At 57.7% G+C, this 20437-nt stretch carries 20 protein-coding genes, 1 tRNA gene and 3 pseudogenes; 11 read left to right on the top strand and 13 right to left on the bottom strand.

Annotated features, from left to right (window positions below; translation table 11 throughout):
- Positions 1 to 41: 41 nt before the first annotated feature.
- Entirely contained in the window at positions 42 to 254 is a 213-nt protein-coding gene (locus LCM21_RS18445) for a hypothetical protein (RefSeq protein WP_224891909.1), read from the bottom strand.
- Positions 255 to 382: 128 nt separating this feature from the next.
- Entirely contained in the window at positions 383 to 1123 is a 741-nt protein-coding gene (locus tag LCM21_RS18450) for a porin family protein (RefSeq protein ID WP_224891910.1), read from the bottom strand.
- Between the two features lie 332 nt (positions 1124 to 1455).
- On the opposite strand from LCM21_RS18450, the gene LCM21_RS20915 reads away from it, so the two are divergent.
- Together LCM21_RS20915 and LCM21_RS18455 are read left to right on the top strand one after the other, a co-directional pair.
- On the top strand, positions 1456 to 1746 hold the full coding sequence (locus LCM21_RS20915; RefSeq protein WP_404818136.1) for a hypothetical protein: 291 nt from the start codon (positions 1456 to 1458) through the stop codon (positions 1744 to 1746).
- Positions 1747 to 1925 (top strand): annotated as a pseudogene (locus LCM21_RS18455) (transposase); the annotation flags it as partial. It abuts the gene before it with no gap.
- Positions 1926 to 2197: 272 nt separating this feature from the next.
- Here the strand turns inward: LCM21_RS18455 and LCM21_RS18460 are convergent.
- Positions 2198 to 2287: transfer RNA gene (locus tag LCM21_RS18460), tRNA-Ser, on the bottom strand.
- A 259-nt stretch (positions 2288 to 2546) separates the two neighbouring features.
- Here LCM21_RS18460 and LCM21_RS18465 point away from each other — a divergent pair.
- The 3 genes and pseudogenes from LCM21_RS18465 to LCM21_RS18475 all read left to right on the top strand — a co-directional run.
- Positions 2547 to 2771: pseudogene (locus LCM21_RS18465) on the top strand (IS5/IS1182 family transposase); the annotation flags it as partial.
- A gap of 569 nt (positions 2772 to 3340) precedes the next feature.
- The gene (locus LCM21_RS18470) at positions 3341 to 4309 is read left to right on the top strand and encodes an AraC family transcriptional regulator (RefSeq protein ID WP_224891911.1); all 969 of its coding nucleotides are present in this window, start codon (positions 3341 to 3343) and stop codon (positions 4307 to 4309) included.
- 164 nt (positions 4310 to 4473) lie between these two features.
- Complete coding sequence (locus LCM21_RS18475) at positions 4474 to 6579, top strand: alkyl/aryl-sulfatase (protein WP_224891912.1); 2106 nt, start codon at positions 4474 to 4476, stop codon at positions 6577 to 6579.
- Positions 6580 to 6980: 401 nt separating this feature from the next.
- Here the strand turns inward: LCM21_RS18475 and LCM21_RS18480 are convergent, their stop codons facing one another.
- Together LCM21_RS18480 and LCM21_RS18485 are read right to left on the bottom strand one after the other, a co-directional pair.
- A complete protein-coding gene (locus LCM21_RS18480) occupies positions 6981 to 7952 on the bottom strand; it encodes a hypothetical protein (protein ID WP_224891913.1) in 972 nt (323 codons plus the stop codon).
- A gap of 659 nt (positions 7953 to 8611) precedes the next feature.
- Positions 8612 to 9083: pseudogene (locus tag LCM21_RS18485) on the bottom strand (site-specific integrase); the annotation flags it as partial.
- Between the two features lie 183 nt (positions 9084 to 9266).
- On the opposite strand from LCM21_RS18485, the gene LCM21_RS18490 reads away from it, so the two are divergent.
- On the top strand, positions 9267 to 10529 hold the full coding sequence (locus tag LCM21_RS18490; RefSeq protein ID WP_224891914.1) for a DUF2254 domain-containing protein: 1263 nt from the start codon (positions 9267 to 9269) through the stop codon (positions 10527 to 10529).
- A 142-nt stretch (positions 10530 to 10671) separates the two neighbouring features.
- A complete protein-coding gene (locus LCM21_RS18495; protein WP_224891915.1) occupies positions 10672 to 11880 on the top strand; it encodes an MFS transporter in 1209 nt (402 codons plus the stop codon).
- A gap of 26 nt (positions 11881 to 11906) precedes the next feature.
- Here LCM21_RS18495 and LCM21_RS18500 read toward each other — a convergent pair whose 3' ends face one another.
- The 5 genes from LCM21_RS18500 to gdhA form a co-directional block, all read right to left on the bottom strand.
- Entirely contained in the window at positions 11907 to 12581 is a 675-nt protein-coding gene (locus LCM21_RS18500) for a hypothetical protein (RefSeq protein WP_224891916.1), read from the bottom strand.
- Between the two features lie 90 nt (positions 12582 to 12671).
- Positions 12672 to 13433, bottom strand: coding sequence for a gamma-glutamyl-gamma-aminobutyrate hydrolase family protein (locus LCM21_RS18505; protein WP_224891917.1), 762 nt, complete (start codon positions 13431 to 13433; stop codon positions 12672 to 12674).
- The gene (locus LCM21_RS18510) at positions 13430 to 14398 is read right to left on the bottom strand and encodes an amidoligase family protein (protein WP_224891918.1); all 969 of its coding nucleotides are present in this window, start codon (positions 14396 to 14398) and stop codon (positions 13430 to 13432) included. The genes LCM21_RS18505 and LCM21_RS18510 overlap by 4 nt, the downstream gene beginning before the upstream one ends.
- Complete coding sequence (locus tag LCM21_RS18515; protein ID WP_224891919.1) at positions 14385 to 16016, bottom strand: acetolactate synthase large subunit; 1632 nt, start codon at positions 16014 to 16016, stop codon at positions 14385 to 14387. The genes LCM21_RS18510 and LCM21_RS18515 overlap by 14 nt, the downstream gene beginning before the upstream one ends.
- Positions 16016 to 17359, bottom strand: coding sequence for an NADP-specific glutamate dehydrogenase (gdhA, locus tag LCM21_RS18520; protein ID WP_224891920.1), 1344 nt, complete (start codon positions 17357 to 17359; stop codon positions 16016 to 16018). Before gdhA ends, LCM21_RS18515 begins: the two co-directional genes overlap by 1 nt.
- Positions 17360 to 17611: 252 nt before the next feature.
- Between gdhA and LCM21_RS18525 the strand changes: the two genes are divergently transcribed.
- Positions 17612 to 17854, top strand: coding sequence for a hypothetical protein (locus LCM21_RS18525; RefSeq protein WP_224891921.1), 243 nt, complete (start codon positions 17612 to 17614; stop codon positions 17852 to 17854).
- Positions 17855 to 17861: 7 nt separating this feature from the next.
- Here LCM21_RS18525 and LCM21_RS18530 read toward each other — a convergent pair whose 3' ends face one another.
- Genes LCM21_RS18530 through LCM21_RS18540 form a run of 3 tightly spaced genes read right to left on the bottom strand, consistent with a single transcriptional unit; the run spans position 17862 to position 19263 of the window.
- Positions 17862 to 18077, bottom strand: coding sequence for a hypervirulence associated TUDOR domain-containing protein (locus LCM21_RS18530; RefSeq protein WP_224891922.1), 216 nt, complete (start codon positions 18075 to 18077; stop codon positions 17862 to 17864).
- A 55-nt stretch (positions 18078 to 18132) separates the two neighbouring features.
- Positions 18133 to 18399 (bottom strand): DUF7218 family protein, encoded by a 267-nt coding sequence (locus LCM21_RS18535; RefSeq protein ID WP_068340163.1) that lies wholly within the window; start codon positions 18397 to 18399, stop codon positions 18133 to 18135.
- 51 nt (positions 18400 to 18450) lie between these two features.
- Positions 18451 to 19263, bottom strand: a complete 813-nt coding sequence (locus LCM21_RS18540; protein ID WP_404818135.1) for a formate/nitrite transporter family protein — start codon at positions 19261 to 19263, stop codon at positions 18451 to 18453.
- 454 nt (positions 19264 to 19717) lie between these two features.
- Here LCM21_RS18540 and LCM21_RS18545 point away from each other — a divergent pair, with 454 nt between their 5' ends.
- The 3 genes from LCM21_RS18545 to LCM21_RS18555 are packed head-to-tail and all read left to right on the top strand — an operon-like array spanning position 19718 to position 20432.
- A complete protein-coding gene (locus LCM21_RS18545) occupies positions 19718 to 19960 on the top strand; it encodes a hypothetical protein (RefSeq protein WP_224891923.1) in 243 nt (80 codons plus the stop codon).
- Positions 19961 to 19972: 12 nt separating this feature from the next.
- Entirely contained in the window at positions 19973 to 20224 is a 252-nt protein-coding gene (locus LCM21_RS18550; RefSeq protein ID WP_224891924.1) for a DUF1254 domain-containing protein, read from the top strand.
- The gene (locus LCM21_RS18555) at positions 20115 to 20432 is read left to right on the top strand and encodes a DUF1214 domain-containing protein (protein WP_224891925.1); all 318 of its coding nucleotides are present in this window, start codon (positions 20115 to 20117) and stop codon (positions 20430 to 20432) included. Before LCM21_RS18550 ends, LCM21_RS18555 begins: the two co-directional genes overlap by 110 nt.
- Positions 20433 to 20437: the final 5 nt, after the last annotated feature.

A 20437-nucleotide genomic window follows, 5' to 3' on the forward strand; every position in this document is an offset into this window, starting at 1 on the left:
AATCCCTTTAAGTCCCTGAAATCCATGCTTTTGCACCAATCTCAGCAGTTGTTGGCACCAGAGGCACATCGGCGCACGGTGCGCCGACCCACGCCGGCAACACTTACCGGGATCAACCGCCACCCTAGCTGAGCTTCAGCCTTTCCAACGAAACCAAAGCCGCCCCACCGTCCAAGGTAACGCGCCAACTCGATGGACGTGGCAGCCGCGAGCAACGCGTCAAGCGAAAGCGACAGTCTGCGTAGCTTGCTCATTCAATTTCTCCTATCGAAAAGTGCGCGGGCAAACCTAAGAAGGCATTTGCTGCCTCGCTCGCATCGATGCCGGTGGCTCCAGGTCTGGTTTCGCCGGTTTTTCCGCGATCATTTTTGCGTGCCGCCCGTCAGAAGCGATACGTCGCACCAAAAATCGGGCCCGACTGTTCAAAACTGAAGTCAGTTCCGCTGATGGTGTTTTCGACGTCGAGATACCGGTAGCCGAAACGGAGGTCCCAGTTTTCATTGAGCGCGTAATCCGCGCTCAGAAGAACCTGCCAGGTCTCGCTGTCACCGTCGAAGCCGCCGTAATCAAGAAATGCGGTGCCGGACCAGCGGTCGGAGAACCGCATGTTTGCGCGCACCCCGATGATCGGATCTATCCAATCCTCACTGGCAGTGACTGACGGAACCGGCGGGCCACCAACGAGATTCAACTCCGTTTCCGTATCGAAGTATCTAAATCCGCCTGCAACATCGACAGACGCATTTTGGTTTTCAAGAACTCGGTAAGCGACAAAACCAGTCAGGATCTGGGTTTTCAAACTCGTCTCGGCACTGCTGAAAACATTACCGGGCGTGTCGCCCGTAAACCCAAGGTTGGTGTACATGTAATCCAACCCAAAGCTCCATTGATCGTTGCTGGCTTCGAACGCACCCATGAACGCCATATCCAGATTTTCCAGCGCATCGCTGAAACTCAATTTCGACTCTACGGATCCGATTTGGGTGGTTGTCTCGGCCGCAAAAAGATAGATCGAAGCCGCATAGGTCCACCGGCCATCTTGCGCGTTTGCCACGGTTGCTGATGCTGCCAAAGCGCCAACCGCACTTAAGAAATTTCTTAATCCAGTTTTCCTGATTATCATCTGACACCCCTTGCATGCTCAGGGGGTGTGAACGGTCAACTTGCTACGCTCTTTTGCACGACAACAAGATATGATCTGACCTCGGCACGTCCCCTACGAAGGCAATCTTAAGAACGTGTTTGGCCCCCACCCATTGACCTATATCAAATTTGTGGCTCCTATTCGACTCTACGCGCCAAAAAGTAGTCTGCTGGAGGCACGTCACGTCATCTTCCCCTAATACGCGCCTCGGTAATTTTTCCAATCCGACGTTGGCTTGAAAAAACGGGTAAAGCGTATCTGAACGATTGTACGCCGGGAATCTCGAATGGGTGCCGCCCGACGATCCAACGGTGGCAATACCGTTGTTGGACGCGGTCACATTGCTGCAGAACGTCGCCCGAGACGTCGGTCCGGACGCTCCTTTTCGCATGATTGACCAACGGTCGGTGCTTGCAATTGGTCTTATCACTGGCGCGGTTTCACGCGCTACCACGCTAGGTAATAGCTTCCACAACATCGCGAAATCAATGCATACGCATTGCACCCATGAAAGCCTGATGGCCGCTGAGCATGATGAAGTCCCGCATATCAGCGAGGGCTGGTCATCAAGGTTAGGCGAAGACGAGACGTTGAAGTCCTAATTCCCCAAATCCCATGGCAAGCCTCGCGTTGATGGCCGACGAGTGCTGAGTGCGATTATCTTCATCAACCGCAACGGCTTACGCTGGTGAGCGCCGCCTACGGGCCGCACAAAACGCTCTCCAACCGGTGGAAGCGTTGGAGCGAGAAAGACCTCTTTGCGCGAATGATGCTTGGGGTGGGCTAAAGATATGCGGTCAGCTCGTCGGGCGCTCGCAGAACGACTTGGCGCATTAGGCAGCGAACAACTTCCATTCAACCGAAAGTCAAGCCCAGCGCCAGAACGGCCCCGAAAATCGTATCGCGCCAAATGTAAACGGGGACTCTTGCCATTTTTGGAGGGTATATCGCATGTGATTTCAGGTCGCTAACGGTCATCACGCCACATATTCTGCGGAAATCCCGCCAAAATACGTGGGCCACAAAACCGCTCAAAATCTACAGACAATGTTGTGGCGGAGACGAAGGGATTCGAACCCTCGAGACGGTTTCCCGCCTACTCCCTTAGCAGGGGAGCGCCTTCGACCACTCGGCCACGTCTCCGCTGACCCGTATATTTGCCGGAACCTAGAGAAACAAGGCGTTTTTTTCAGTTTTTTACCGCACCAGAAAAATAGGGAGTTTTTTCAAATTTCCGGGAATATTTAAGGAACTGCACGTGATACGCGTGCAAAATCCGTGCAGACGTGTTCCTGCAATGTTCACGTGAATCATCCTGAACTTGATTACCCCCTGCTCCGGTCGCATTGTTAGTCGCCCAATCATGATGCTGCATGCTAACGGCCGCACATGAATGTGACAGGTCGCCCGCGACATTGCCAAGACAAGGCAGTACGACATCTCGATGAAACTCCGAAAGAAAGTCGAGATGCTTTTCGCCCACCTCAAACGCATCCTTGGCGTCGGACGCCTCCGATTACGTGGCCCATGCGGCGCAAGTGACAAATTCCTCCTCGCCACCACCGCCCAAAACCTCCGCATATTGGCTAGGATCTGTCCTGCACAGCAGCACACGTGCAAAGCATGACTAAAAAGGCGCTCGTCTTCAGTTCAGAACACCACTTTCCGCGCTCGCAGCACGATGTTTTTCAACAGGATCAGCGGGAAGCAGACCTTCGCTGCGAGTGTCTAGGTCCAGCCCTTGGGAAGCGAAAGCAGCCGTTCTTTAACGAACTTGCGCATCTGTACCGAACTTTACAAATGGTGCAGACCGGCGGAAGGCGAGCTTTCTCCACGGGTGCGAACCAGTTGGGTTGCCAATTTCGTAACCCACATTCAAAAGGCGACAGGATCGGGAACAATTCTGTGTCGCCGCAAGTCGGCTCCGAGATCAAAGCCCGACATCGGTCTCACTCGGCACGCCGCGACGCTTGGCACGGCTTAGACAGGAGCAAACGCGCGCGTAGCAAGCTGCTTTTCGCACGAATTTATGATATCCGTTAAAGGAATCGGAGAACCAATCACAATCGCCGCTCCCTTTCATCTCAACCACCCCGGGACGCGCAACACGCGGGACATAAAACCATCGGATGACGAGAGAAATTTAACTACATGGTGCCGATGACGACAATCAGGGGATGGGGGAACTTCCCGCGAATGGTCGAGGAGATGGCCAGCGCAAAGGCGCTGCGGACGATCTTGCGGCGCCATGATCTTCCACTCAGTGTTCTTTGCGCGCCGGATCGCCGGATTCCACTGGCCAAAATGATCCGCGTGATCGAAGCCGCTGGCCGGACGGTAGGGTGTGACGAGTTTGGAGTGCAGCTTGGCGCCAGAACGACAGCGCAGCACTATGGGCCGTGGGCAGGTTTTGCCTATTGTGCCCCAAATCTGGGTCAGGCGCTTAAACGTGTGTGCGCCACCTTGCCCGCGCATGAAATCGGCAGCCGAATGTACTTGGCGGAACACAAGGACCATCTCGTCTGGTGTTATGAAAGCGGATTGGCCAAGGTAGAAACCGTTCGGCATTTTACTGATCATCTTTTTGAGACGGTCCTGGTTTTCTTTCGCGGCTTTCTGGGCGCGAACTGGCGGCCCGACTGGGTTGAGGTCGACTACGACCAGCCGGCCAAGATCGACAGGCTGGAGGCCTTGGTGGATGCGAAGATTCTCTTTGGCCGACCGAATTTCGGTGTAGCTGTTCGAAAGACGGATCTCGAAGCGCGACTGGTCTCACGTCTCCCCTTTACGCGCCCATTCCTGTCACTTGACCTCAAAACCAGCCAAGATCGAACGAACGCGGAGCGATGCGACGGCCTGCTTGAGGTGATCGACCTGCGTCTGATGGATGGCGAGGTCGATCTGGATGGTTGTGCGAAAGTCATCGACATAGGCCCAAGAACGCTTCAGCGAAAGCTGGCGAAACGTGGCCTGACCTATCAAGATTTGCTGGAAAACGCACGGCGCAGACGTGCGATTGCGTTCCTGTCCGAGACGGATCTCCCTGTCAAAACCATCGCGATGGAGCTTGGCTACACCGAGCCTGAAAACTTCACGCGTGCATTCCGCAAATGGCAAGATGTGACGCCGACAGATTTCCGGTCGAAGGCAGTCGACACCTCGTGAAAGGTTCAGGGTGGCCTCTGATTGTCGCGAAATGACAGCTGTTTTCCTGTGGACAGGTACAGTGGCGCCCATAGACTGGTTCGGGCATTGACCGAGCGGCGTGTCTGATCAGGCTTTTACGGCTACGCATCGATGCGACCCGTTTATTTTGAGAGGAGGAGATAATGACCACACGTCGCGATTTCATCAAATCTGCACCTGCACTCGGAGCCGCGTTTGCCGTGGCACCAGCCATGCTTGGAGAGGACGGTCTTGCCCGGGCACAGGGGGCCGCGCCCTTGCCGGAGCATTTCCATCCCAAAGGCAAAGCGCCGTCCGAGCATACTCTACGCATCCTCGCCGAAGCGCGCGAGACTTTGCCCTTTTCAGATACGCGAGACTTTGAAGAGCAGGCCCGCGGCTTGATCGCTGAGATGCCGCAAAAACAGATCATGGCGGATGCCGGACATGTCGCCTGGGACAAGGCCCGTTTCGACTTCCTGAACGAAGACAGGGAATGGGACAGCATCCATCCGTCCATGTTGCGCCAGGCGCGGCTAAATCAGGATTATGGGCTTTATGAGGTGCTCGAGGGGCAAATCTATCAGGTCCGCGGCTTCGATCTTTCGCAGATTTCCTTTGTCCGGGGGGAAACGGGCTGGATCTGTTTCGATCCGCTGATCTCGGCCGAGGTCGCCCGTGCCGCGTGGGAGTTCTTTCAGGAACACCGGGGTGAGGGATTGCCGCTCACGGCCGTGATCTATTCTCATTCCCATACCGACCATTGGGGAGGCGTGCGCGGGATTGTCGATGAAGCGGATGTGCGCGCCGGCAAGGTCGAGATCATTGCCCCGCGCGACTTTATGGAATTCACCATCTCCGAGAACGTCTATGCTGGTAATGCGATGAACCGGCGGCTGTCATTCCAATACGGTCAGGTGTTGCCCGTCGCGCCGCATGGGTTTGTGACCCAGGGCTTGGGTCAGGGTGTCTCGGCGGGCGAAGTTGGGCTGATTGCCCCGTCGAAAATCGTGGAAGCCGATATCGAATACCTCGATGTGGACGGAGTTCGTATGGTTTTCCAGAACACGCCTGACACCGAGGCGCCATCGGAGATGAATACCTATATCCCTGAGATGAAGGCGCTTTGGATGGCTGAAAACGTCGTTTCCTCGCTTCACAATATCTACACATTGCGCGGTGCGCCGGTCCGCGACCCGCTGCGCTGGTCGAAGTACATCGCACGCGCTCTGTACCTGTTCGGCACCGAAGCCGAGGTGCTCTTCGCCTCCCACCATTGGCCGCGTTGGGGCAACGACCGCGTTCAAGAGGTGCTCCGCGCGCAACGCGACGTCTATGCCCATATGAACAACCAGGTGCTGCATTATGCGAACCAAGGAGTGACGATCAATCAGATTCACGAGGTCTATGAGCCGTCAGAGGGGCTCAAACAGACATGGCACACACGAGGCTATCACGGTTCGCCGCAACATAACTCACGCGGTGTGATCCAGCGTTACCTTGGATTTTGGGATTGCAACCCGACCACACTGATCCCACACACTCCCGCCGATAGCGCGCCGCTTTATGTCGAGATGATGGGTGGTGCCGGTCCGATTCTCGCAAAAGCAGCTGAACTGCACGCGGCGGGTGAATATCGGCAGGCGACCGAGATCCTCGACAAACTGGTCCATGCCGAACCAGGAAATCAAGAGGCCAAGGACGCGCTTGCCGATGCATTCGAGCAACTGGGGTACCAGCAGGAGAACCCGGGCCTGCGCAACAGCTTCCTTGCAGGTGCCTATGAGCTTCGGTCTGGCATTCCCGCGGGGGAGCGGGCGAGCACTTCGGGGCCTGACGTGATCCGAGCAATGTCGACGGAAATGTTTCTGAACTTCCTTGGTATCCGAATGGACAGTCGCCAGGCGGAGGGTTTGGAATTTACCGTGAACATCGTCACGCCAGACAATGGCGAGAAGTTCATTCTCGAACTCGCCAACGCGACGCTGACCAATATCGAGGGCTTCCTTGCCGATGACCCGGATCTGACGCTGGTAGTGAACCGCGCGGATCTTGAACGGGTCATGATAGGTGAAGCCGAGTTCGAGGCCCTGATTGGCGATGGCACAATCCAGGCCGAGGGTGATGTTTCGATCCTCGGGCAGCTTGCTCAGAAGATGGTCGATTTCGATCCTCTCTTTGAGGTCCTGCCTGGAACCAGCGATCACGACGCCGTATCGCTTGCGGCGAATGCGTATGAGGCCGCTACCGGAGCAACCATTCCTGAGTAGGAAGAGAGCCACCGGGCAGGACGCTTCAAAGCGCCCTGCCTAACTTGCATTTTGCAGCTGGATTGTCAGCTCTGCGTAGGTTCAGTTTACCGCTAAATTCGCTCGCACAGCGAACGGCAGGTTTGACGCGCCGCACCGCAGCTCCTTGATTGATCGGTGAAAGGTAGGAACGGGCCGGAACCGCTGGTTGCTTGAAACTAACCAGAGGTCAGGTTTGTCCGAGGCTTTGTGGAAATTGGAGCTACGCAGCATGACCGTCGGGACCCCTACGGCACGATCAAATCATGGATGGGCGCCACCCAATTTAAATTGCGAAGGCTCCGGACTTTCCTGCCGTTAACCGATGGCGCGAAATCGGCCTCTGCGCGACGTCCAACTAAAATGAACCGTACTATGCATCTTCAATTCGTTGGCCGTTCGATGAGTGTGGCAATTATACTTAGAGAGTAGCCGGACGCAGAGTAACCCATTGCTGTATAGTAGATTGTCGAGCCATTTTCATCCTCTGACCGCGAGAAGCACGCGAGTTCATAGCAACCGTATGCGTCGTTTTGCTCACCGAATTGCCAGGCCATTAGGTTTCGGCCGTGAGCTTCGCCGATTAGGAATGTTGCCTCGACATTTTCCCGATCTTCTCCGGTTGAAATTACGATAGCTAGATCGCGGAAGTTCCGTAATAAAGCTTCCTCGCGCTGAGCAGCGAGCCAACTGGGATCCAACTCTGGCTTGTCGATCCGCTCGCCCTGAAAGAGCGCCGCACCCATCCTTTTCATTTGTTGTAGTTCATCAGAAAATTGTAGCGCGACTTGATCAAGTTGCTCTTGCGTCAAATACTCTGGCTGGCCGTCAAGCGCAGGCAGATTTGGCACGGATGCTATGACGGTCACGAGTAGAGCCGTGCTGATAAAGTTGGCACAAAAGACCCACAAAGCGTTCAAAATCGAGGCTGGCACGTGGAAAACACGATACAGCAGAACCAATGCTAAGAGTTCCACTGCTGTGTCGAGCATTACCAGGGCAATCAACGTCGCAGCTGCTTCGACAACCATTCCATAGCCGAACATGCCAGTTACCAGAGGTGCCAGAACGGTATACATCATCATCCCGACAACGGGGTAAAGCGGTACGCCCAAAGCGCCACTGGCCAAATTCGCAGCAACCGAAATGCCGAAAGCAATTCGCCAAGTGGTTTTAAAGGCAAACCGAAAAACAATTGCCTCAAGAATGATTGCTGCCGGGATTGCCCACCAGTACCAGATTCGGAGTGTTGCAACGAAGAAGAACATTGGGACGTCAGCGGACGCTGCGATAGCCCCAGCCAACCAAAAGAACAGTGCGATCACAAGAACTGCAATTTCTCGCCGGTCAAGCATAACACAGGCTCCCACCCCAAGTCGTTGCAAACTACTCGCCAAGCGTCAACATCGCTATGATCCACGTCAATCGCTGGTAGGCGGAGGTCTCGCTCTGAAAACGCAATAAGTATCCGCCATCCGTGGTAAGCAGAACAGTAGAACGGCGATAAGAGCTCAATGGAGTCATTCGCTGTGTTCGGCATTAGTGACCGCTAAGCGGACAAGCCCGAATTTGAACTTCAGCCTCTCGCTGACACAGCATCCGTTCGCACTCTCGGCGGGCCTGTCGTTGCGATGCAGCGCGCGTCACCGAAGCAGCAGTTCGCGAGCGGTGTTTAGGTCTAAGTAGAAACGCGCTTTTGCAGCCGCTTGAGCCGGCGGGTCAGACGCGAACAATATAGAGTTTGACGTACCGCTCGATCGGCGGGCTGCAAGTTGTCCATCTATCGTACATTCCCGAGCAACTTGATGTTGCAAGGACATCGCGACGCTCAGTAACAGCATCAAGCTACACCAAATCGACAGACCGGGGGCGGCCCGTCGATGGACCTGCGCGCTTGTCCGGATCTGGCCGAAAGTCGAACGTCAACACGGGCTCGGCACCGACGACCACCGCGCGAAAGACGAACAATCGCATCAAAATGGCGAGCGGCCGAGCCGCTCGCCACGGCGGGCCAGATGTCTATGCGCTCTGCAATGCTTAGAGCATCTTCGAGTGCGACGCCCAGGTATCGAACAGTGCTATCGCACCTTGTTGCGACCGAGCAGCAGTTGGACAGCGCGAAGGTTACCAGTCTTTCGATAAATTTCCGCGACCTTTGTACGGCGCGTCGATATGTGTGGGCGGTCGTGAAACCGACTTGGAAACATGAATCGGCACGCAAACATCTGAGGTGCATTGATCCAGCTCAGGACGGTTTCGCGTGTGTTTTGAGTTAGTTCGAACTGAACGGGTCGCTTCGTCTTGGTTTGGATGACGGAAACCCGTTCGCGTACGCGTTCTTCTTTGACAAGATCTGACACCGCGAGTTCCAGCCGAGCGCGGATCGCCCAGACTTGTTTTGGCAGCAAAGGTCGTTTTTGCCCGATGGTCCGCCCCTTGTTCCGAAGCGATCTCTCGTTCTTTGAGCGTATGACTGATCTGCCCACTTTTGGAAATGTAGGGGACGGACCTGCAAAATCGGGAGATCCCAGTGCTGACGCGGTCGAATTCAGGTCATGGACGGGAAACGCCCTACTGTTTAGATTGCGACGACCCGAGACGTCGGAGCAGATGCCGATCAGTATCGGCGAAGCGAAATTTAATCCTAATTGGTTCAGCGAGGGCCTGAATTGACGTCGAAGTTTCTTTGGCAAATCGTGAGGCAACTGCGCAAAGTGTGGGTTCGCGCTGTGGCGCTGGCGCTGCTCGCAGTGGTGGCGGTCGGCGTCGCGCAGCTGGTCGCGCCCCTGATACCGCAGTCATGGACGGGGAGTATCGGGGTCGAGTCGATCGATCAGGTACTCAACATCCTCGCGTCTTCGATGCTTGCTGTGACGACATTCTCACTGGGGATCGCGATCTCGGCCTTCTCGGCTGCTGCGAGCACCGCCACCCCCCGTGCGTCGGCTCTGCTTCAGCAGGATCCAACCACGCAGAACGTTCTCGCGACTTTCCTCGGCGCATTTCTGTTCAGCCTTGTGGGAATTATCGCGCTTCAGGCCGGCTACTTCAGCAGTACCGGCCGGGTGGTTTTATTCGCGGCCACCGCCGGGGTCATCGCGCTGGTCGTGCTGGCGCTCCTGCGCTGGATTAGTCACCTCATGACCTTTGGACGCATGGAAAATACCCTCGATCGGGTGGAGGCTGCGGCGACAACCTCGCTCGAAACGCGGCTTGCCAATCCGTTTCTGTGCGCCCGGCCTCTTGTTTCGGGAATTCCGACCTCCTGCGTTCCTCTCTGTGCATCCGGGGCGGGCTACGTGCTCCATGTCGACGTCGGAGCGCTCGACAGGGTCGCGGGAGATCTGAAAGCCAAGGTCTGGCTGGATGCGCTACCGGGATCGTTCGTGCACGAGGCACAGCCATGTCTCTACATTGAGCGCGAGATCGGCGACCAGAACGCATTGGAGAAGCTCCGAGAGGCCTTCACGATTGGCACCGAGCGGAGTTTCGATCAGGATCCGAGGTTTGGCCTTATCGTTTTGTCAGAGATTGCCTCCCGCTCTCTTTCGCCAGCCGTCAACGACCCCGGAACCGCGATCAGCGTTCTGGGGCGGCTTGTGCGGATTCTCGCTCGTTGGAAGGAAGATCCATCCTCAGAGATCGCGTACCTGAACGTATTCGTGCCGCCGGTCAGTTCGGCGGACCTGATCGTTGATGCATTTCGGCCCATCGCCCGGGACGGCGCCTCTTGCATCGAGGTTCAGCTAAGGCTTCAGAAGGCTCTGCATGCGCTGGCCTCGATTCGCCCGAACGTCTTCGCCGATCCGGCGTCGAAGATGGCCACGGACGCCGACGCATGGGCACGCGAGTCCATGAGCGCTTCTGACTACGCCGTACTGAAGTCAGCTCCGAAAGCGGGGGCCAACTCTGAGGAACGGGAGGCGGGGTAGGCGCACGTGTCCCCGGCCGTGCCGACACCCGTCCCGGCTGAACGAACCCGACGCCCGCTTGCCAAGCGACCAGACGGACGCCTGCTTCGATCGCGGCGCTTCGCGGTTGCAATCAGATCGCGGATCACGGAGTCAATGGGCCATGAAACGGAATATCTTCATTCATATCGGGTCGCTGTCGTCGACCAAGACGGCCGACGGCCTCATTGATCCGAAGCTCGTACTTGCCTGGCTCATGAACGCGATCGGAGCGCAAGGCTACCTGATCGGCCTTCTGGTCCCCGTCCGCGAGGCGGGGTCGCTGCTTCCGCAGCTTCTGCTCGCGCGGCGGGTCGAGCACTCGGCGATCCGCAAGTACTATTGGGTCGCGGGGTCTGTAGTGCAAGGCCTCGCGGCCTTCGGCATTGCCGCTTCTGCGCTTCTTCTTCCCGGTCAGTCGGCGGCACTGTTGATCGTGGGGTGCCTCGCCGTTCTGGCGGTCGCCCGATCCGCCTGCTCGGTCAGCTACAAGGACGTGCTCGCGCGCACGGTCGAAAAGGGTCAGCGCGGCCGGGTGTCCGGAGCCGCGAGTACGATCTCAGCGATCGCGGTCTTCGCCTTCGCGATCCTGCTGGCGACCGGCACGCTCCCGCGCGAGCCTTCCTACGTGGCTGGCGCCATCGCGGTCGCCGGTGTTCTGTGGCTGTTTGCCGCCGGCCTCTTCAGCACGCTTAGGGAGAGAGTTGATAAGGGCGCCGAGGCATCTGAAGACGCGCTCGGCGACCTTGTTCGCCCGTTACAGGAAGATGCCGAGCTTCGGAGCTACATTGCGACGCGGGCGCTCCTGATCTCGACGGCCCTCGCACCCCCCTTCCTCGTGCTCCTCGGTAGCGACCGTGGGGCAGAATTCGGAAACCTTGGACTGCTTCTCCTGGCCTCGTCTATTGCCGCTATCGTCTCCGCTTACGTCTGGGGGGCGTCGTCGGACCGATCAAGTCGTAAGACCCTCATTCTGGCGGGCCTCCTCGCCGCGCTGAGCTATGCGGCCGCCGCTGTCTGGGGGCTGACGGAGGCAGATGCTGTCGGCGGTCCGATCGTGGCGGGTTTCGTCTTTGCGGCACAGATCGCCTACGAAGGCGCCCGCGCAGGTCGGAAGACGCATCTGACGGACATGGACACCGGCGGGCGCAAGGCGGTCTACACGGCCCTGTCGAATTCGCTGATTGGGCTTCTTTTGCTGGCCGGGGGATTGCTTGGCCTACTTGCCGATGTTGCAGGGCCTGAGGGCGTGCTCGCCCTTCTCGCGCTCATGAGCGGCGCGTCTGTCTTCACAGGCACGAAGCTTTCAGAAGTACAGCGTGAGAAGGACTGAGGTTGGTAATGCGGCTGAAAGCGACCTTAGCTTAGGCCGTAGTATGATGCGACGCGGTCAATCCAGTGCCGGTCCAGCCCGTCAAATTGTTCAAGCTCCGGGCTTTCACCAAGCTTTTTCTTGTCGACCGCCAATACGGTTTCGCTGTCAGTGCTGCCGACCTCCTCGACCAGTGATACCGGCAGCACATGCTGCGATTTTGGCACGGTTATGCCTGTATCTACGGTGATGTGGGTTGCGGTCATCGTGTCGGCTTCGACAATAAAGCCGATCACGCTGCCGATTGTCTCGGATGTGTTCACAGCCTTCGAAGAAGCTGCGGCAACAAACGAAAAGTACTGATCCTGCGTGCCGATTGTCGAAAAGAACGCCTTGGTGACCGTTTCTTCATCGGCTCCAAAAATGAGCTCGGGCAGCACCGACAAATCACCGTCCTCAAGAAGCGACGCCCCACCGAGTAATTGTTGCGCCTCGGCCTTTTCCTTTGTCAGGTCAACGCGCAGCGTCCGCTCGCCCGGGGAGACGTCCGAAATGGCGCTGCTAGGCACGACGGCAAGCCGGTTCTCCAGAATTCCCCCGGTGTCCAGCACCAGATGACTGACCTGCCAGCTGTTGCGCTCCAGAAAGACATCGACGACCGATGCCTCGAAGTCCTTCGCTTTAGCAGAAAAGCCAACCAAGTCATTTAGGGAAAAGAGCAAATCAACCTCCGCTTTTGTGTCCGGTACCAACGCATTTCAGTTTTGGCAGGCCGGTTCTGCCGTCTTTCGAACTTAGAACATAGCCCGCTTTCAGGCTTTTCCAGCTGGATCGGAATTGTCGCGCCCGATCCGCGCCGCTTCGTCCTGCAACCCCAGGTCCACGGTACGACCCTGCGGACGGTTCACCCTGTACGCTTGCGCAGCAAGGACGAGCGCCTTGAAAAGCCGGCGGTGGCCCGTGCGGTAGAACAGGTGTTCGGGATGCCATTGGACCCCTATCGCGAAGGGGTCTGACATACGCTCAATAGCCTGAACCATTCCGCCTTCGTCTCTGGCCGCCACTCCGATGTTCTCACCAAGCTTATCAACGGCCTGCGTGTGAAGGGCGTTTACGGTCAGGGTTCCTGTCTGAAGGATCTGACCCAAGCGGGTGCCTTCGTCGATCTCGACAGCTTTGCGCGGAAGGATCGTTTTGTAGAAACGCGACGGAAAGGCGCTGTAGGCATCTTGGTGCAAGGTGCCTCCAAGCGCCACGTTGAGCATCTGCGAGCCCCTGCAAATGCCCAAAACCGGGATGTTGGCCGCGGTCGCCTCAAGCACGATGCGTTTTTCCATCTCGTCCCTGTCAGGATCCAAGCGTGCCCGGGCGGAAATCTTGCCGCCATAGAGCATTGGTGAAATGTCGTCGCCCCCGCCGACGACGACCCCGTCAACCGCGTCAAGATCGATTGCCGATGCGGTCTGCCAGCGCAGCGCCTTGCCACCAACTAGCCAGATGTTGAACGCCATTAGGGGAAAGATGCGCCACCCGCTGCGCTGCGATACAGTTACGCCGATGTTGGGCCGCGTCATACCGGGATCTCCAATCCGTGCGCCGCCAGAACAGTGTGGCATGTCTCGACCCAATCGGCCCGCACAGCACGACCCGCCGCCCGGTATTCCAGCCAAGCACCGCACAGGTCGGCAAGGACTGCCTCATCGGCGGCTCGTTCGATAACCGTCCAGCGGTTCCATTCGGCTGTGACGCTCCAGCCCACTTCATCAAGGCGGCAATCGGGCAGGCGATAGTGAAACGTGGGCCGTGCTGACACGGCGGTGTCGTCGATGCGGTCCGCAACTAGGTCGGAGTTGAGATACGCAAAGATGGGTAGCATATCGAGCGCCGTGTTCCGCGTGGGATTCTCTTCGAGGTAAATCTCCGTCAACGCGTCGAGACTACAGCCGCGCTCTGCCACCAGTCGATCGACCAAAGTCTGCGGATAGGGCGATGTGAACGGCAAGAGACGTCGGGACGCGTCGATTTGCATGACCTCTCGTAGGGCCGCCTCCAGCAAGGCGAAACTTGTCAAAACACCGCCGAGATGCTCCGCAGTATCTTCTGCGATCTCGATGTTCAGATGAACGCCGAAGCCTAACAGGATACCGCCGGACGTGCCTGTCGCACCTTGATCGGCCAACATGGCGATCGTTTCGTCAAGCCGCGGCAGCATCTCGGGTGGGATCGGCGGCGTCACAACTTCCACCGGAACCACCAGTTGCGCAAGATCGAGCCCCGCTTTATGCAACCATGTTTCTGCGTCTTTGCGAAATCGGGTGTCGAGATACACCTCGAGATCACCGAAGACCGTGCCGCGCACCGCGTAGTCGTGGGGACCATCCTCGCTGACGCTCCCTCCGCAGATCGTGCAGATTTTCCTTGCCACCTCAGCGGCCGCGAGATTGCCCAGTTCGATTTCTACGCCGACGCGCCGAGGGGACCCGTCGACCGTTTCCGGCACCGGAAGACTTTGAACGCGGGTCATATCAGCTTTTGTCATCAAAATTCGGCCCCAAACCTTCACTGTAGTCGACCTTCAGGGTGATCAGCACAGGTCCTTCACTCTTCCGGCACGATCGAAGCGCGGGAGCAAGATCAGCATAGGTCTCGACGGGAATGTGTCGCCATTTGAAGGCGCGGCACAGATCGGCCCAGTCGGGATTGCCGAAGGCAAGGTCAGTATGCGACCCCGCTTCGCTTTCCTGCTTTTCCTCAATCAGGCCGTACCCGCCATCCTCCCAGAGCAAGACGGTTAGCGGAGACTTCAAACGCACTGCGGTCTCCATGTCCTGCACATTCATCAGGAATTCACCGTCCCCGACAATGGCGATGGCACGCCCCTGCTGCTGCAACTCCGCTGCCACCATCGCGCCCGGAAGCGCCATTCCCATCCCTGCTGAACCGTTCGCGATGATGATCTGGCCGGGGCGCTTCGCCGCGAGCGACCGGGCAACCTTGAGCTTGTGGGTGCCGACGCCGGACACGACCGTGTCTTGCTCCCTCAGTTGCTCCTCGACGACCGCCAAGATGTCTTCCGGCAAAAGCTGTGCTGAGCCGCCTGACGGCCTGGGTCGAGCGCGCTCGCTCCGGATCTTTTCTTGCGCCTTCCGCGCCTCTTCAAAGATCCCCCATTGGCGGTCTCCCAAGGCGCTGGATAAGGCGGTGAGGGATGCATCGATGTCACCCGCGACGTCGGTGACGACCTCCCAGCCAAGATCCGCTGCTGCCGCTGTTTCCGCGATATGTAGAACCCGTGGTCGCCCGTCGCCAGAAAACCCGGCTGGCGATGTCTCAATCGCGTCGAAGCCGATGGCCAAGACAAGGTCAGCCGGCCGAACGGCGCGATCAACGTGATCCTCGAAAGGCTGTCCAATTGTTCCAAGGCTCAGAGGATGCGTCGCTGCCACGATCCCGTTGCCCATGAATGTTGTTGCCAGCGGTAGATCATGCGCTTCTGCAAAGTCGACGAGACGATGTGCGGCACCTGCGCGGACAACCCCTGCACCGGCCACGATCATCGGCATTTCAGCGTTCGACAAAAGGCTGGTCGCGTTCGCGATTGCATCGCTGTGCGCAATAACCCGTGTGCGGGTCGGAACCGAACGTGGCCGTGCTTCGACATCCTGCGCGGCGACGTCCTCCGGAAGCGACAGATGCACCGCGCCGGGGCGCGGGGCGGTTGCGACGCGCAGGGCCTCAGCGACGGCGCCGGGGATTTCACCTGCATCCATCAGAGTTTGCGAATGCTTTGTCACCGGCGCGAACAGAGCGGTCAGGTCAATTACCTGATGACTTTCCGACAAGGCTAATCGGTCCGTGCTGCCCTGGCCCGTGATCGCGAGAAGTGGCGCGTAATCCAGCGTGGCGTCCGCAACCCCGGTGACGAGGTTTGTTGCCCCAGGCCCGAGCGTGGCAAGGCAAGCCGCCGGTCGCCCGGTCATGCGACCATACACTGACGCCATGAAGGCCGCGCTCTGCTCATGCCGGGTCAACACGAACCGGATCGACGAGGTCTTGAGCGCCAGCATCAGCGCGGTGTTTTCTTCACCCGGCAATCCATAGATCACCTCAATTCCTGCCGCTTCGAGACAGGCCACGAAGAGTTCCGCGCCAGTCATCACACGATCCCGAAGCTGGAAATGGCCTCTGCGACCTTCCGGTAACCGGCGATGTTCGCACCACGGCGGTAATTAATCCGATCACTCTTGCGCCCCTCGTCGGCGGCGCGGTCATGAATCTCGCGCATGATCGATTTCAACGCAGTATCGACCTCTTCTGCCGAGGAAAATTGCCGGTGTGCGTTCTGGCTCATCTCGAGACCCGAGATTGCCACACCGCCCGCGTTCGCCGCCTTTCCGGGCCCGTAGACGACCCCGGCCTGTTCAATATGTGCGACCGCTGAACCGGTCAGAGGCATGTTGGCGCCTTCGGCAAGATACCGCAAACCCGCATCGACGGCCGCCTTTGCATCGCTTTGTTCAAGCTCATTTTGCGTCGCACAGGGTAGGGCAACACTGGCTTCGACCCCCCAAGGCTTCTCTCCAGCCTTGTAGACAAGCCCAAGACGCGCCGGTGCGTCGGCGACATCTCGATCTTCCGAGCGTGCGGTCCGTATCCATTCGAGCGCTTCCGCATTCAAGCCGTCTTCTGCCAGGATCGTTCCGGCCGAATGCGAGAGCGAAACGACCGTGCCACCTTCTGCAATTGCCTTCTCTGCGGCATGAAGTGCCACGTTTCCCATGCCAGAGATCGCAATTCGCTGCTCCGCAACATCCTCAGACTTTTCCGCCAACATGGCTTGCAGAAAGTAGATCAGCCCATAGCCCGTGGCCTCGACACGCATGGCGCTGCCGCCGAAGCTATCACCCTTGCCGGTCAGCGCGCCGGTGAACTCGCGATGGTGCCGCTTGTAGGCCCCGAATAGAAAGCCGATTTCGCGCGCTCCGACATTAATGTCGCCCGCCGGCACGTCGCGATCGGGTCCGATATGATGAGCCAGTTCCGCCATGAAGGCGTGGCAGAAGCGCATGATTTCGCTGTCGCTTCGGCCGCTTGGGTCGAAGTCCGCCCCGCCTTTGCCACCGCCGAGCGGCAGGCCAGTCAATGCGTTCTTAAATACCTGCTCGAAGGCCAGAAACTTCAACACCGACGGACTGACGGTCGGATGAAACCGGATGCCCCCTTTGTACGGGCCGATAGCGTTTGACATCTGCACGCGCCAGCCGCGATTGACCTGCAGCGCACCACTGTCATCCTCCCAATACACCCGGAAAGAGATCAACCGGTCGGGCTCGGTCAGCCGCTCAAGAACACGTGCCGTCGCGTAGGCGCTGTTTGCCTTTTCTACGGTCAAAACGTCATTGGCGACCTCTTCGACGGCTTGCAGGAACTCCTGCTGCCCAGCGTTGCGGGAGCTGATGCGTTCCATGAAGTCTTTGACCAATGTCTCTCGCGATGCCACGGCACCCCCTTGTCCATCTCAATAGTGGATCAGACGCGAGGAACTAGCGTCTAAGCGCTACTTGTCGAGGTTTAGGAGAGGCTGCCTACCCTTGCACATGCCTGGCGTGAGACCCAGTACCGCGTATTGTTTAGTGCACCAATTGCCTCAGATCATCCGGTAAGGCGGCGTGGCCGGCTGGGTGACTCACCCACTCGGTATATAAAGGAGAAGACTTGTGGATACGGTATCTTCGCGACAGCCAACGCCGCAATGAACGCGCGCTCCAAAACCATTCACTTGATGTCGCTGAGCTTGGGACACATCTTCGTCATCTATCTGCCGCTGGCTTGGATCGGCGTACTGGCATTCGGATACACCGGCATCCTCGCCGCAGCAGTCGCGGCCAATTTGCTCGTCGTCTTGGGTGCCCTCATAGCGGCCCAGTCCGTCGGTCTGTTCAGGACCCGCAAGCGGCTGATCGCGGTGCCCGCGCAAGCGTTTTCGACGGCCTGATCTTCGCTTACGCGGGAGAGAGTTCGCATCCTGACTTCAAAACCTGATCCCCGTCTGATTGCTCGATCAGATAGGCGGGGTCTTCCTGGCTCGCCTTGCGTTTCACCTCAGTGCCCTTGATCGTCTTTGTGACGTCGTCGGTGAACCGCTCGACGACCTTGCCGGTGCCGGTGCCATCGCCCCACCGCCACTTCACTGAGTCGCCGCTTTCATAGTCACTCATCGGTTGTCTCCTGTTTCTATAGTTTTGAGGGCACAATCCAAGATGCACTGTTGGTTCAGGTCTTGTCCCGAAGGGCCTCAATCAAAACGTCTTTCGACATGTCCCACCGCCCCTCAATGCCGAGTTCGGTAGCTCTCTTGAGCAGGTCGTCCCTGGTCCACTCCTCGTAGGGCGGAGCCTTGCCACCTTTCTTGCTTGGTGACATGTCATCGCTCGCCTGTGCATTGGCGATGCGCGCGGCTTTCTTCTTGGAATAGCCATCGTCGCGCAGTGCCTCGTAGGTGTCGTCGTCCTTGATTGAGGGCCCGTGATCCTTGCTCATCCGATATCCTCCTTAATTAGGTATTTTCCCTTCTGACGCAGCTTGTCGGACCTATTTTGATCCATTATCCACCTCTTCTTGGACTTGCCCCCAAGCCATGAGGGTGAAGATAACTGTCCCGCCGACGACGTTGCCGAAAAAGACCGGTATGAAAAAACCAAAAGCCGCCTCAGTAACCTCTTTGGCCCCCGTCAGAAGCAGGAACCACATTTCGACCGAGCCCGCGACGATATGTGCGAAATCGCCCGCCGCGATAAGCCAAGTGAACGCGATGATGAGCCAGAATGAGGAGGCCGGCGACTGTGGAAGCATCCAGACCAGAGCCGCGACAAGAACGCCTGCCGGGATGGCGCGGGCAAAGGCAACGCCGGGAGAAAAGCCCAGAGCATGCTCGGAAAGCTCTGTGATCGCCGGAAGGAGATCGGACGGGATTGCGGGCGTGAACGCAAAGAGCGAGGCGGCGCAAAACGCTCCGACCACATTTGCCGCAAGAACGGTGCTCCATAGACGTAAAACACGGCCGAGCATCGTGCGCGTCGGCGAGGCGACGAGCGGAAAAACCGTGGTGATCGTGTTTTCTGTGAAAAGCTGCAAGCGCCCCATGATGACAAGAAGAAAGCCGAAACTGTAACCAAAATTCTCGATCAGATACCGTCCGGGGGTATCCGGGAGATAAGTGCGTAATATGGCTTTAGCGAGCACTGAGAAGCTAATCATTATCCCGGCGGCAAAACCTGACCAGACCAAAGATTTATGAGGTCGTTCGAGCTCTTCTTTGCCTTCGCGTCGAATGACTTCATAGATCTCGCGCGGCGCAAGGCCTGTTGCCTCCTCGATAGCTTCCTTTTCTTTCATGTCGTTCATCTGCGGTGACTTAGTCCGATTTCGCGTTTGGGGTAGCGCCTTCACACCAACGTCGGGTGAAATCGCGTTCTCCACGCCGTTTAATGGATTTGACTATTGTTTTGGCTCATTGAGTTACGCGCCCTGTCTCTATTCACCCGACGTTCTTCGGAGACGATGTCGTTGTCTCAAAAAAGCGCGGTTGCTGCGCAGACGGGCGAGCAGGTCATACTATGAACGAATAATCGCGATCTCTGCCGCCGCGCGGCGTCATGAACCAAGCACGTGCATCTATTCACGTGCTGCGCGCACGCAGCAGAAAAGCCCAAGGTGCCAGTTGGGCTCGCTCCGGACCTTAGCTGCAAGGTATGGGAATGAAAAAAAGCGGACTTTTCTGTCATTTAGGCAGATCAATGCTTGGCTTCGGTAAGTCTTTAATAAGGCTGATTGTATGTTCGGCAGGGGGACGTGCTATATGATGAGCCTAATTCAACTCGGTCCGATCATAGCTCTGACGATTGGTCTTTTCTGTGCGCCAGCATTGGCGCAGTTCGCCGACGACAACCTGGACGCTCTCGTGGACGCCCGCGAGATTCCGATCACGATCGCTAACTTCAACCGCGCCGCTACAGACATCGAGTTCGCCAAGTATGTCGCGCTCGCGGGCGGGCTGAACCGCTTCTACCATTTCCGCGAACCGACGCCCGTAGACAATTAGCCGACGGTCAGCATGAACCGCGATACGCTTTATAGCGCCGCGATCGTCGACATCAGCGCGGGTGCAATCCGGACCCTGCCCGAGGTCGGGGATCGGTACATGTCGGCGATGATCGTCAAACAAGATCACTACATCAACGAGGTGTTCCACGGTGGTGGCACCAAACCGCTTGATATGGAGACCTTCGATACGCCCTACGTCGCGGTCTACATACGCCTTCTGGTCGATCAGCCTCTACAACGCTCAACGCTTCTTCGAACCTAACGCGCTCGACGCCTGCATCGTCAACTCGGTTATGGGCGCGCGCAACGATGACGGCTTCATGACTGTGCATTTCGGTGGCTGCGACAACGGGCGTGAGAATTGCCTGCCGCTCATGGATGGGTGGAACTACACCGTGCGGATGTACCAGCCGGGGCCTGAGATCCTCGACGGGTCGTGGACCTTCCCTAACGTCCAGCCGGTAGACTAATAGAG

This window comes from Ruegeria profundi (assembly GCF_020171505.1).
Classification (GTDB): Bacteria; Pseudomonadota; Alphaproteobacteria; order Rhodobacterales; family Rhodobacteraceae; genus Ruegeria; species Ruegeria profundi.